12 protein-coding genes are annotated in these 11,724 nt (G+C 66.0%); 9 read left to right on the top strand and 3 right to left on the bottom strand.

From position 1 onward, the window contains the following. Window position 1: 1 nt before the first annotated feature. Genes MJ122_RS18640 through MJ122_RS18630 form a run of 3 tightly spaced genes read left to right on the top strand, consistent with a single transcriptional unit; the run spans window position 2 to window position 2,751 of the window. Complete coding sequence (locus MJ122_RS18640) at window positions 2-1,213, top strand: cytochrome c (protein ID WP_239745474.1); 1,212 nt, start codon at window positions 2-4, stop codon at window positions 1,211-1,213. A gap of 3 nt (window positions 1,214-1,216) precedes the next feature. Next, window positions 1,217-2,188 carry an XdhC family protein gene (locus MJ122_RS18635; protein ID WP_239745469.1) on the top strand — a complete coding sequence of 324 codons (972 nt, stop codon included), beginning with the start codon at window positions 1,217-1,219 and terminating at the stop codon, window positions 2,186-2,188. Further along, window positions 2,185-2,751 (top strand): nucleotidyltransferase family protein, encoded by a 567-nt coding sequence (locus MJ122_RS18630; protein WP_239745467.1) that lies wholly within the window; start codon window positions 2,185-2,187, stop codon window positions 2,749-2,751. The genes MJ122_RS18635 and MJ122_RS18630 overlap by 4 nt, the downstream gene beginning before the upstream one ends. A 186-nt stretch (window positions 2,752-2,937) precedes the next feature. Here MJ122_RS18630 and MJ122_RS18625 read toward each other — a convergent pair whose 3' ends face one another. Beyond that, window positions 2,938-3,801 (bottom strand): alpha/beta hydrolase, encoded by an 864-nt coding sequence (locus MJ122_RS18625; protein WP_239745448.1) that lies wholly within the window; start codon window positions 3,799-3,801, stop codon window positions 2,938-2,940. A gap of 65 nt (window positions 3,802-3,866) precedes the next feature. After that, window positions 3,867-4,991, bottom strand: a complete 1,125-nt coding sequence (locus MJ122_RS18620; protein WP_239745446.1) for a class I SAM-dependent methyltransferase — start codon at window positions 4,989-4,991, stop codon at window positions 3,867-3,869. 343 nt (window positions 4,992-5,334) lie between these two features. On the opposite strand from MJ122_RS18620, the gene MJ122_RS18615 reads away from it, so the two are divergent. The 3 genes from MJ122_RS18615 (at window position 5,335) to MJ122_RS18605 (ending at window position 9,004) form a co-directional block, all read left to right on the top strand. After that, the gene (locus MJ122_RS18615; protein WP_239745444.1) at window positions 5,335-6,327 is read left to right on the top strand and encodes a TRAP transporter substrate-binding protein; all 993 of its coding nucleotides are present in this window, start codon (window positions 5,335-5,337) and stop codon (window positions 6,325-6,327) included. A gap of 120 nt (window positions 6,328-6,447) precedes the next feature. After that, window positions 6,448-7,224 (top strand): ferredoxin--NADP reductase, encoded by a 777-nt coding sequence (locus tag MJ122_RS18610; RefSeq protein ID WP_138524583.1) that lies wholly within the window; start codon window positions 6,448-6,450, stop codon window positions 7,222-7,224. Window positions 7,225-7,453: 229 nt separating this feature from the next. Then, window positions 7,454-9,004 carry a TerC family protein gene (locus MJ122_RS18605; protein WP_239745433.1) on the top strand — a complete coding sequence of 517 codons (1,551 nt, stop codon included), beginning with the start codon at window positions 7,454-7,456 and terminating at the stop codon, window positions 9,002-9,004. Between the two features lie 39 nt (window positions 9,005-9,043). Here MJ122_RS18605 and mscL read toward each other — a convergent pair whose 3' ends face one another. Continuing rightward, entirely contained in the window at window positions 9,044-9,460 is a 417-nt protein-coding gene (gene mscL, locus MJ122_RS18600) for a large-conductance mechanosensitive channel protein MscL (RefSeq protein WP_088416329.1), read from the bottom strand. A gap of 170 nt (window positions 9,461-9,630) precedes the next feature. On the opposite strand from mscL, the gene MJ122_RS18595 reads away from it, so the two are divergent. The 3 genes from MJ122_RS18595 to radA all read left to right on the top strand — a co-directional run bounded on the left by MJ122_RS18595 (window position 9,631) and on the right by radA (window position 11,626). After that, on the top strand, window positions 9,631-9,873 hold the full coding sequence (locus MJ122_RS18595) for a YdcH family protein (RefSeq protein ID WP_017520672.1): 243 nt from the start codon (window positions 9,631-9,633) through the stop codon (window positions 9,871-9,873). 76 nt (window positions 9,874-9,949) lie between these two features. Then, window positions 9,950-10,192, top strand: a complete 243-nt coding sequence (locus MJ122_RS18590) for a hypothetical protein (protein WP_088416330.1) — start codon at window positions 9,950-9,952, stop codon at window positions 10,190-10,192. 54 nt (window positions 10,193-10,246) lie between these two features. Then, a complete protein-coding gene (gene radA / locus MJ122_RS18585) occupies window positions 10,247-11,626 on the top strand; it encodes a DNA repair protein RadA (protein ID WP_088416331.1) in 1,380 nt (459 codons plus the stop codon). Window positions 11,627-11,724 lie beyond the last annotated feature (98 nt).

Here is an 11,724-nt window from a genome sequence, read left to right as displayed (position 1 = left end):
CATGCAGCGCATTCTTTCCGGCCTCGCGCTGGCTGTCGGCCTCGGTCTGGCCGTGAGCGCCCAGGCGGCCGACCAGGAGCTGGTCAAGCGCGGCGAGTACGTTTCCCGCGCTGCCGACTGCATGGCCTGCCACACCGCCGAGGGCGGCGCGCCGTTCGCCGGCGGCCTGCCGATCCACTCGCCATTCGGCACCATCTACGGCAGCAACATCACCCCGGACAAGGACTTCGGCATTGGCAACTACAGCGCCGACGACTTCTTCGCCGCCCTCACCGAGGGCAAGCGCAAGGACGGCGCCAATCTCTACCCGGCCATGCCCTACACCTCCTACCACCTCATCAAGCGCGAGGACAGCGATGCCCTCTACGCCTACCTGATGAGCCAGACGCCGGTGCACCGCGCCGCGCCCGAAACCAGCCTGGGCTTCCCGTTCAACGTGCGCCTGGGTCTGACCGGCTGGAACATGCTCTATGGCAAGAGCGTCCAGCTGGAAAGCACCGAAGGCAAGAGCGACGCCTACAAGCGCGGCCAGTACCTGGTGGAAGTGCTCGGCCACTGCGGCGAGTGCCACACCCCGCGCAACCAGATCGGTGCCCTGCAGCAGGACAAGCGCCTCACCGGCGGCCTGCTCAACGGTTACAGCGCCCCGAGCCTGCTGGCCCAGGACCTGGCCGAGCGCGGCTGGACCAGCGCCGATCTCACCGGCTTCCTCAAGCACGGCATGAGCCCCCAGGGCAGCATGTTCAACGAGATGTTCCCGGTGATGCACCTGAGCACCCAGCACCTGGGTGACGAGGATCTGGCCGCCATGTCCACCTACCTGCTGGGCGATCAGCCGCCGCAGGCCAAGGTGGTCCAGGCAGTCGCCGAGGACCAACTCGGCGACAGCGCCAAGCGCGGCCGCCAGCAATACCTCAACGTCTGCGCCGGCTGTCACGGCAACGACGGCGAGGGCAAGCCGCACATCGCGGTGGCCATGCAGGGCAACACCACCCTGCGCCTGGCCGATTCGCGCAACCTGGCCAAGGTGATTGTCGAGGGCATCCGCGAGCAGCAGTTCACCGGTTTCGAGCGCATGCAGCCGATGCCGGGCTTCGCCGACAAGCTCAGCGATGAGCAGCTCGCCGACCTGATCAACTACCTGCGCCAGGCCTGGGGTGGCTTGCCGGGCGACATGGGCGTACAACAGGTGGCTCAACTGAAGTCGGAGTAAGTCGTGCAGCATCTTGATCTGCAAGTCGTCCGCCAGGCACTCAAGTGGTCCGCTGCCGGCCAGCATGTCTGGCTGTGCACCGTGCTCTTCACCTACGGCTCGGCGCCCCGCGCGCCGGGCTCGCTGCTGGCGGTCAACGCCAGCGGCCAGTGGGTGGGCTCGCTGTCCGGCGGTTGCGTCGAGGATGATTTCCTCGAACGCGTGGCCGAGGGTGAGTTCAACGAGCCGGTGGTGGTGGTGCGCTACGGCGACGGCACCGATACCCGCACGAACATCCGCCTGCCCTGCGGCGGCATCCTCGACGTGCTGGTGGAAAACCTCGCCCCCGATTGCGACGTCCAGGCCCACCTGCGCGAGCTGGAGTCGGCGCTGCTCGGTCAGCGCCGTCTACGGCGCGAAGTGAGTCTGGTCGACGGTTCTCGCCACCTGCGCGATGACCACGAGCACGGCCCGCGCGTCGAGCGTGACGAAGCCCGCGTGCTGCTGCGCGTGGGGGCTGCACAGCGCTTGCTGCTGGCGGGCTACTCCAGCGTCGCGCATTTCTGCGCGGAGTTCGGCAAGGGCCTGGGCTTCGAGGTGATCCTCTGCGACCCCCGCGAAGAGGCGCTGGATGGCGTCGTGCTCGATGGCATCGAAATCCGTCGCGAGCTGCCCTCGGTGTTCATCGCCAACGGCGGTTGCCATGCGGACACCGCCGTGGTTGCGCTGACCCACGACCCGAAGATCGATGACCTGGCGATGCTCGAAGCCGTGCGCACCGAGGCTTTCTACATCGGCGTGATGGGCTCGCGCACCACGTCCGAGAAGCGCCGGGAGCGCCTGCACCGCATCGGCGGTCTGAACGAAGCCGAGCTGGCGCGCATCCACGCCCCCATCGGCCTCAACCTGGGCAGCAAGACCCCGGCGGAAATCGCCCTGGCGGTGCTCGCCGACATCCTGCGTACCCGCAGCGGTATCGCCCGCGAGGCGCTGTGACGGTCGTGGCGCTGGTCCTGGCCGCCGGCCAGGGCTCGCGCTTCGGCGCGGACAAGCGCCGCGCGACCTTGCCGGATGGGCGCAGCCTGCTGGCTCACAGCGTCGAACGGGCGCTGGCGGTGTTCGATGAAGTGCGGGTGGTACTGCGTGACGGCGAGCGGGCGGAGGATTTCGGCCTGCCCTCCGGCTGCCGGATTATCCACAGCCCGGAGGCGGCGCTCGGCATGGGACACAGCCTGGCGGCCGGCGCGGCGTCGCTGATCGATTCTCAGGCACAGGCGGTCGCCATCCTGCTGGGCGACATGCCGTGGATCGCTCCGGAAACGCTGCGCGCGTTAACGGAAGCGGCCAGCCCCTCGACCATTCTCTTCCCGCGTCATGACGGCCAGCGCGGCCATCCCGTGTTGTTCGGCCGCGAGTTCTGGCCGGCGTTGACCCAACTCACTGGCGACGAAGGCGCCCGAGCTTTGGTTCAGGCGCATCGCGATCGCTGCATCACCCTGGACGTTGCCGACGCTGGCGTGCTGCGCGACGTCGATACCCCTGAGGCCCTGAGTATCTGACGTAGGAGCGGACTCCGTCCGCGATAGTCCGCATCGCGCCGGAAGCCAATCGCGGACAGAGTCCGCTTGTGTCTGCCGACTTCGATAGGATCGAAGGTGAGAGCGACGGGAAACGACGCAGTCAGCTTGCAACCTCGTAGGGCACAGAACGCACCAGCGTTATCCGCCGCAAAGGCCAACGGCGGATCAATGCTGCGCCAGCCACTGCGCAATGCGCGGCCAGACTTCCAGGCTGGCATTGCGCGACAGCAGCAGGCGGTTGTGGCTGTAGTCCTCCCGCGCGCCGGACGCCAGCCCGAACAGCTCCAGCGTCGCTTCTGTCCCGCCAAAGGCATTCACCAGCGCCTCGCACCCCGCGATTGGCGCGATGAAGGTATCGCCGCTGCCTGCCACGCCCAGCACCGGCAGCTCGATGCTGCCCAGCCCGGCCATGTAGTCGAAGCCGTCCAGCGAATCGAAACGTCGCCGGAAATTCCACTGGCACCACTGGCGCATCAGTCGGGCGCTCTCCGCCTCGGGGCCGACGCTTTTCGCGCGGCTGGGGGCGATGCGCCGCCAGCGCAGCATCCAGTCGAACGCCTGGAGCGCGAGCCAGTGTCGCGGGCTGGTCCCGGCTGCCGTGGCCTGGGAGCCGATCAGCACCAGTGAGCGCAACCGGCGCTTTGCCAGTTCCGGATAACGCGCCGCCCACATCGAGACGATCAGCCCGCCGCCGGAATGGCCGACCCAGTGCAGCGCCGTCTGTCCGGTGCGTCGGCTCACCGCATCGAGAATGGCCCGCACATCCTGCTCGGCCACGTCGTCGAAGCTATGGGCGAAGTCGTTGCGTTCGCTGTCGCCATGTCCGCGCCAGTCGAACAGCCAGCAGGCGAAGCCCTGGCTGGCCAGGTAATTGGCCAGCCCCAGGCAACTGCGGTGATTGGAGAAGGTGCCGTGGGTCAGCACTACCGGTACGCCATCCGCCGGGCCCACGCGACGCAGGGCGAGATCGATGCCGTCGGCGGTGCGGATCAGTTCCGGTGAGAGTGGGGCGGCTTCTTGTGCGGTCATGGCGCGCATCCGGGTAGGGGCGATCCATGCTGCTCCGGCGCGCCGGCCGGAGCAATCCCGGCGGCTTATTTGGTCGCTTTCAGCACCACGAATTTCGGATTTGCCGCCACCTGCTCGACGCCACGGAACAGGCGCTTGAGCTTGGCGTGGTAGCCCAGGTGGCGGTTGCCGACTATCCACAGCTCGCCGCCGGTGACCAGCGCCGCGCGGGCCTGCTGGAACATGCGCCAGGCGAGGAAGTCACCGACCACCTGCTGCTGGTGGAAGGGCGGGTTGCACAGCACCAGGTCCAGGGAGTCGGCAGCCTGGCCGGCGAGACCGTCGTCGGCGTGGATATCCACTGGGCGCTCGCCCAGGGCGGCCTGCCAGTTTTCCTGCGCGGACTGCACCGCCATGTACGACTCATCCACCAGCGTCAGCTCGGCCTGCGGGTTGAGCAGGGCGAAGGCGATGCCCAGCACGCCGTTGCCGCAGCCCAGGTCGGCGGCGCGCACGGCGTGGTGGATCTGCGGCAGGTGCGGGAGGAAGGCGCGGGTGCCGATGTCCAGGCCCTCGCGGCAGAACACATTGGCGTGGTTGACCAGTGTCAGCACCGGTTTGTCCAGGCGGTAGCGGCTGGGGTAGGGCGAGGTGGGGGCAGGGCGCTGCTCGGCGCTGGCCACCAGCAGCCGGGCCTTCTTCACCGCCAGCGAGGCCTGCATCGGGCCGATGTACTTTTCCAGCAGATCGCCTGCGGCGCGCGGCAGGTGCTTGATCATGCCGGCCGCAACCACTTTCGCGCCGGGCGCGAGGTGGTCGTGCAGGCGGATCAACTGCTCTTCCAACAGCGCCAGGGTCTTGGGCACGCGCACCAGTACGTGGTCGAACGGGCCTTGCGGGGTTTCGCTGGCGGGGACGAAGGTGAGCGGCGCTTCGGCCAGGCCGTTGCGTTCGAGGTTGCGCTCAAGGGCGATGAAACCCAGGTGCGAATCGCCGCTGCTGGTCAGGCGTAAATGGGGCGCGAGGCTGGCGGCGAGGGCGCCGAAGCTGTCGTTGAGCACCAGCACGCGGCTGTCCGCGCCGACACCTTGCTCGTGCAGATGAGCGAGCAGGTACTCGTCGGCCGCATCGAAGGCCTGCAGCGGATCTTCGCGCTGTTCAGGGTGGCGGACCAGGTCGAGCTGGGCGAAGGGGCTGGCGAGGACGGGCATGGGACTCTCGAACGAAGATAGGGCTGAGAACAGGTGGTGCTGGAAGTCGCAATGAGACGAGGCTGATTGCAACGAGATTGTCATCAAACTGCGAAGCAGTTGGCCATCATCTGCTTGTGCAGGGCGGCGTTATACCGAAAAATTATGACCTATCCGCCCGCCGTCGTCTTTCCGACGATGCGCGGCGGCTCCCAATAATAACCGGGCGGTCCATGCGACCCGGTAGGGCCCGATCCCGGAGCCGTGCTCCGCCGACCGACGGCCACCCCTCCAAGTCTTCACGAATCCTCGACACGCGACGCTCGTTCGCGCGCCGGGCTATTGCCATTGCATAAGGATGTCGATGTACAAGTCGTTGCTCGGGGTGGCCCTGTCCGCCCTTTTCCTCGTGGCTCAACCGGCCTTCGCCGATGCGCCCATCGTGATCAAGTTCTCCCACGTCGTCGCCGACGACACGCCCAAGGGCCGTGGCGCGCTGCTGTTCAAGAAGCTGGTGGAAGAGCGCCTGGCCGGCCAGGTGAAGGTCGAGGTGTTCCCCAACTCCACGCTGTTCGGTGATGCGGACGAACTGCAGGCGCTGCAGGACGGCAAGGTACAGATGCTGGCGCCGTCGCTGTCGAAGTTCGAGGGCTATACCAAGCAGCTGGAGGTCTTCGACCTGCCGTTCCTGTTCGATGACCTGGAGGCGGTGAAGCGCTTCCAGAAGCGTGACAAGAGCCGTGAGCTGCTGCACTCCATGGCGCGCTCGGGTATCTACGGCCTGGGCTACTGGAACAACGGCATGAAGCAGCTCTCCGCCAACCGCGAGCTGCGTGCGCCTGCCGATGCCAAGGGACTGACCTTCCGTATCCAGCCTTCATCGGTGCTCAACGCGCAGTTCGGCCTGCTGGAAGCCACGTCGGTGAAGATGCCTTTCGCCGAAACCCTCAAGGCGCTGCAGGACGGCAAGGTTCAGGGCACCGAGAACACCTGGTCGAACATCGGCAGCCAGAAACTCGACACAGCGCAGCCGTTCATCACCGAGACCAACCACGGTGTGCTCAGCTACATGGTGATCAGCAACCAGAAGTTCTGGAACAGCATGCCGTACCCGGTGCGCACCCAGCTGGAGAGCATCATCGAAGAGGTCACTGTCGAGGTGAACAAGGACGCCGAGGCGCTGAACCAGAAGGAGCGCGACCACGTGGTGGCCAACGGCAAGGCCCGTATCGTCGCCCTGACCCCGGCCGAGCGCGAGGCCTGGCGCACCGCCATGCAGCCGCTGTGGAAGCAGTTCGAGGGCGAGATCGGCACCGACGTGCTGCGCGCCGCCCAGGTGGTGAACCGCAAGCACTGATCCGTCAGCAGTGATCTGAGGCAGGCTTGTGGCGATCTCGCGGGATAGCCACAAGCCTTGCGGGTGTTTCTTCGCGCGCCAATACGGGAAAATGGGCCGTTCTTGAGAAAGGAGCGGACGATGACCGCCAGCGAAGAGAAGTTCACCCGCCAGACCCTGGTGGAGGTGCAGACGCTCACCCCGAGCCTGTTCACCCTGCGCACCACCCGCGATAGCGGCTACCGCTTCCGTGCCGGGCAATTCGCCCGCCTGGGCGTGTACAAGCCCAGCGGCAGCATCGTCTGGCGCGCCTACTCGATGGTTTCGGCGCCCCACGACGACTTCCTCGAGTTCTTCTCCATCGTCGTCCCAGGCGGCGAATTCACCAGTGAGCTCAGCCGCCTGCGCGTCGGCGACCAGTTGCTGGTGGACCGCCAGGCCTTCGGCTTCCTCACCCTTGATCGTTTCCCCGATGGCCGCGACCTCTGGCTGCTGGCCACTGGCACTGGACTTGCGCCATTCCTGTCGATCCTGCAGGACTTCGAGGTATGGGAGCGCTTCGAGACCATCAAGCTGGTCTACAGCGCCCGCGAGGAGAAGGAGCTGGCCTACCGTGACCTGATCGCCAGCTTCGGCGCGATGGAGCACCTGGCCGAGCATATCCACAAGCTGCAATTCATCCCGGTGGTCACCCGCGAACAGGTGCCCGGCTGCCTGAATGCGCGGATCACCACGCTGATCGAGAACGGCGAGCTGGAACGCGCCGCCGGTCTGGAACTTACCCCGGAGCACTCGCGGGTGATGCTCTGTGGCAACCCGCAGATGATCGAGGACACCCGTGCCGTACTGAAGGCCCGTGGCATGAGCCTGGCGCTGACGCGCAAGCCCGGCCAGATTGCCGTGGAAAACTATTGGTAAGGCACGCTCGATAGATTTTGAAAAGATTGTCCCCTCAGGTCGGTACGGCTTTGCCCTTAGGATGAGCGTCCGTTTTCCTTTTTTCGGACCTTATGGACAGTCAAAGTACGACGCCGACCCCGCTATCTACCCCTGTAGAGCCGGTGGTCGGCGAACCTCCCTCGGCACCCGCGTTCGCGGATAAGCCTTCCCAGCCTGCCATGGCGCGCACCCAGCGAGGTGAGTCGACATGGAATGGTTGATGGACCCCACGGCCTGGCTTGGCCTGCTCACCCTGATCCTGCTCGAGCTGGTGCTCGGCATCGATAACCTGGTCTTCATCGCGATCCTTGCGGACAAGCTGCCGCCGCACCTGCGCGACCGCGCGCGGCTGATCGGCCTGTCGCTGGCTCTGCTGATGCGCCTGGGTCTGCTGGCGAGCATCTCCTGGCTGGTCACGCTCACCGAGCCGTTGATCGAAGTGCTGGGCAAGACCTTCTCCGGCCGCGACCTGATCATGCTCTTCGGTGGTCTGTTCCTGCTGTTCAAGGCCACGCTGGAACTGCATGAGCGCCTCGAAGGCCGCGTCCACACCTCCAACGGCAAGCGCGTGTACGCCGCCTTCTGGCCGGTGGTGGCGCAGATCGTGGTGCTGGACGCGGTGTTCTCCCTCGACGCGGTGATCACCGCCGTGGGCATGGTCGAGCAGCTGGAAGTGATGATGATCGCAGTCATCTTCTCCATCGGCCTGATGATGGTGGCCAGCAAGCCGCTGACCCGCTTCGTCAACGAGCACCCGACGGTGATCATGCTGTGCCTGGGCTTCCTGCTGATGATCGGTTTCAGCCTGACCGCCGAAGGCCTGGGCTTCCACATCCCGAAAGGCTACCTGTACGCCGCCATTGGCTTCAGCCTGCTGATCGAGATGGCCAACCAGTTGGTGCGCTGGAAGCGCCAGAAGAGCCAGCGCGGTCAGCGTGGTCTGCGCCAGCGCACCGCCCACGCCGTGCTGCGCCTGATGGGTGGCAAGGTCGACGCCGACGAGGTGGGTGAGGAGATCGCCGACCTGGTGGGCCCGGACGATGGCACCGATGCGCCGTTCGATCGCCGTGAGCGGGTGATGATCAGCGGTGTGCTGGGCCTGGCCGAGCGCCCGGTGAAGGCCGTGATGATCGACCGCCAGCGCGTACACCGTGTGGACGTGGCGGACAGCCCGGAGAACATCTGCCGTGCGCTGCTGGAGTCGCCGTACTCGCGCTTGCTGGTGATCCGTGAAGGCAACATCGACGAGCCGCTGGGCTATGTGCACAAGAAGGAGCTGTTCTCCGCCCTGCTGCAGGGCCGCGAACTGGACATCCTGCCACTGCTGCGCGAGCCTCTGAGCCTCCCGGACAGCAGTTCGGTGCTGGGCGCACTGGAACAGATGCGCGAGGCCTCGACGCACCTGGCCTTCGTGGTCAACGAGTTCGGTGGCTTCGAGGGCATGCTGAGCATGACCGACGTGCTGGAAGCCATCGCCGGTGAGCTGCCGGACGCCAGCGAGGTGTCCGGTACGGACATCGAGGCAGAGGCTGGCGCCTACCGGGTGGACGGTGCCGTGACGCTGTCGGCGCTGGCCGAACGGGTCGGCTTCCACGCTCGTCCGACGGCGGAGTACCAGACCCTCGGCGGGCTGGCGCTCAAGCACCTTGGCCGCTTGCCGGCCAAGGGGGACACGCTGGAGCTGGGCGGCTGGCGCCTGGAGGTGACGGACGTCAGCGAGCGGCGCATCGGCCGCGTGCTGCTGACTCCGCCGGGCTGACGCCAGGAGGGGTCGCGCCCGGCCCGATCAGCGATCTGCTCAAGGAGCGCGGTTGTTCTGCTGCTTGAGCAGGTCGCGGATCTCGGTCAGCAGGGTTTCTTCGGCGCTCGGCACCGGCGGCGCGCTGGGCTCCACGGCTTCCTCGCGCTTGAGACGGTTGATCGCCTTGATGCCCATGAAGATGGCGAAGGCGACGATGATGAAGTCCAGGCAGGTCTGAATGAATTTGCCGTAGGCCAGCACCACCGCGGGCACATCGCCCTCGGCGGCCTTGAGCGTGATCGCAAGGTCCGAGAAGTCCACGCCACCGATCAGCAGGCCGATGGGGGGCATGATCACGTCGCCGACGAAGGACGAAACGATCTTGCCGAACGCGGCACCGATGATGATGCCGACGGCCATGTCGACCACGTTGCCCTTGACCGCGAAGGCCTTGAATTCGCTAAGCAGACTCATGCACTGACTCCTTGTTACGCAAGATAGAGGGGACAGGCGCAGTTTAGCGGCCTGTCGCCGTCTGAACACCCTGCGTGCGTTCAATTCCAACGGGTTGACCGGCGGCGGTGGGCGGCATCGCGCTGTGGTCTAGGCTTATCGGGCAATCCACCCACAGAAGGAGGCCCGCCATGCCACTCGAGCATCATCCCCTTTCCCGCGAATTCCCCGACCAGAAGGCCCTGATGGCCCGGTTGCACGGGAAGGACGCGAACTTCACCCGCATGGCTGCCAGCTATGAGGAACTGGACAAGAAGATCTATGACATCGAGGACGGCCGCCAGGCAATGGACGACCTCGCGCTCAACTCCCTCAAACTGCAGCGTGTGGCGCTGAAAGACGAGATTTCCGACCTGCTGAAGCGATCCGGTTGAGCTTGACCAGGGTCAAGGGTGTGGGGCGGAGCGAGGCGTAGGCTCCCGTCATCTCTTTCCAACCGGTGCCACCGCCATGCGTAAAGCCATTTCGTCCTCTGGCAAGCCCGTCACCAAGCTCCCCAATCGCAACGTCGAAGCCTTGCGCGCGCAGGAACGACTGGTTCGCCTGAAGCTGCAGTACGAGCTGCTGGACCAGCGCATCGGCCGCGTGGAGGAGGGCATTGAACGCCCCGACTGCACCCTGGCCTCGCTGCTGATGCGTCGCGAGAGCCTCAAGCACGACATGGAAAGCCAGTACCGCCGCCTCGCGAGCTGAAGCGTCTGGCTCGATTGGCTATGATGCGGACTTTGTATTCGACGGAAGTCCCTCATGGCCAAGGCCAAGCGCATGTACGGCTGCACCGAGTGCGGCGCCACCTACCCGAAATGGGCCGGCCAGTGTCCTGATTGCGGTGCCTGGAACACTCTGGTCGAAACCGTCATCGACACCACCCCCACGGGTGGTTCGGGCAGCAGTGCTTCCGGCCGTGGTGGCTGGGCCGGCCAGCAGGCCAATATCAAGACCCTCGCCGAAGTCAGCGTCGAGGAAATGCCGCGTTTCTCCACCGCCTCGGCGGAGCTGGACCGCGCCCTGGGCGGCGGTCTGGTCGACGGCTCGGTGGTGCTGATCGGCGGCGATCCCGGCATCGGCAAGTCCACCATTCTCCTGCAGACCCTCTGCAACATTGCCACGCGCCTGCCGGCGCTCTATGTCACCGGTGAGGAATCCCAGCAGCAGGTCGCCATGCGCGCCCGCCGCCTGGGCCTGCCCGAAGACAAGCTCAAGGTCATGACCGAGACCTGCATCGAGACCATCATCGCCACGGCGCGCCAGGAGCAGCCCAAGGTGATGGTGATCGACTCGATCCAGACCATCTTCACCGAACAGCTGCAATCCGCGCCGGGCGGCGTCGCCCAGGTGCGCGAAAGCGCGGCACTGCTGGTGCGTTTCGCCAAGCAGAGCGGTACGGCGATCTTCCTGGTCGGCCACGTCACCAAAGAGGGTTCCCTGGCGGGGCCGCGCGTGCTGGAGCACATGGTCGACACCGTGCTGTATTTCGAGGGCGAGTCCGATGGCCGCCTGCGACTGCTGCGGGCGGTGAAGAACCGTTTCGGCGCGGTCAACGAGCTGGGCGTGTTCGCCATGACCGACCGTGGCTTGAAGGAAGTGTCCAACCCGTCGGCAATTTTCCTCACTCGCGCCCAGGAATCGGTACCGGGCAGCGTGGTCATGGCCACCTGGGAAGGTTCACGGCCGATGCTGGTGGAAGTGCAGGCGCTGGTGGACACCAGCCACCTGGCCAACCCGCGCCGCGTCACCCTGGGCCTGGACCAGAACCGACTGGCCATGCTGTTGGCGGTGCTGCACCGCCACGGCGGCATCCCGACCTATGACCAGGACGTGTTCCTCAACGTGGTTGGCGGTGTGAAAGTGCTGGAAACGGCGTCGGACCTGGCGCTGATGGCGGCGGTAATGTCCAGCCTGCGCAATCGGCCGCTGGACCACCAGTTGCTGGTGTTCGGCGAGGTCGGTCTGTCCGGCGAGGTGCGGCCGGTGCCCAGTGGCCAGGAACGTCTGAAGGAAGCGGCCAAGCATGGCTTCAAGCGTGCCATCGTGCCCAAGGGCAACGCGCCGAAGGAAGCGCCGCCGGGTCTGCAGGTGATTGCGGTCACACGCCTGGAGCAGGCGCTGGATGCGTTGTTCGAATAGTGGGTTCAGCGTTGGGATCAACCATCGCGGACGGAGTCCGCTCCTACGCAGAACCGAACAGAGGGGGGGGGGGCGGGCGCCCGACCCCGGGCGCCCAC

Source organism: Pseudomonas sp. DP-17 (assembly GCF_022380625.1).
Lineage (GTDB): Bacteria > Pseudomonadota > Gammaproteobacteria > Pseudomonadales > Pseudomonadaceae > Pseudomonas > Pseudomonas nitroreducens_A.
Note: the sequence above shows the minus strand (reverse complement) of the source record. Positions and strands in the feature narration are given on the sequence as shown.

Bases quoted from the DNA above. Each gene is read 5' to 3' on its own strand.
- MJ122_RS18640 (WP_239745474.1), top strand. From the start codon at position 2: ATGCAGCGCATTCTTTCCGGCCTCGCGCTGGCTGTCGGCCTCGGTCTG.
- MJ122_RS18625 (WP_239745448.1), bottom strand. From the start codon at position 3,801: ATGACCGCACAAGAAGCCGCCCCACTCTCACCGGAACTGATCCGCACC.
- MJ122_RS18620 (WP_239745446.1), bottom strand. From the start codon at position 4,991: ATGCCCGTCCTCGCCAGCCCCTTCGCCCAGCTCGACCTGGTCCGCCAC.
- MJ122_RS18615 (WP_239745444.1), top strand. From the start codon at position 5,335: ATGTACAAGTCGTTGCTCGGGGTGGCCCTGTCCGCCCTTTTCCTCGTG.
- MJ122_RS18610 (WP_138524583.1), top strand. From the start codon at position 6,448: ATGACCGCCAGCGAAGAGAAGTTCACCCGCCAGACCCTGGTGGAGGTG.
- MJ122_RS18605 (WP_239745433.1), top strand. From the start codon at position 7,454: ATGGAATGGTTGATGGACCCCACGGCCTGGCTTGGCCTGCTCACCCTG.
- mscL (WP_088416329.1), bottom strand. From the start codon at position 9,460: ATGAGTCTGCTTAGCGAATTCAAGGCCTTCGCGGTCAAGGGCAACGTG.
- MJ122_RS18595 (WP_017520672.1), top strand. From the start codon at position 9,631: ATGCCACTCGAGCATCATCCCCTTTCCCGCGAATTCCCCGACCAGAAG.
- MJ122_RS18590 (WP_088416330.1), top strand. From the start codon at position 9,950: ATGCGTAAAGCCATTTCGTCCTCTGGCAAGCCCGTCACCAAGCTCCCC.
- radA (WP_088416331.1), top strand. From the start codon at position 10,247: ATGGCCAAGGCCAAGCGCATGTACGGCTGCACCGAGTGCGGCGCCACC.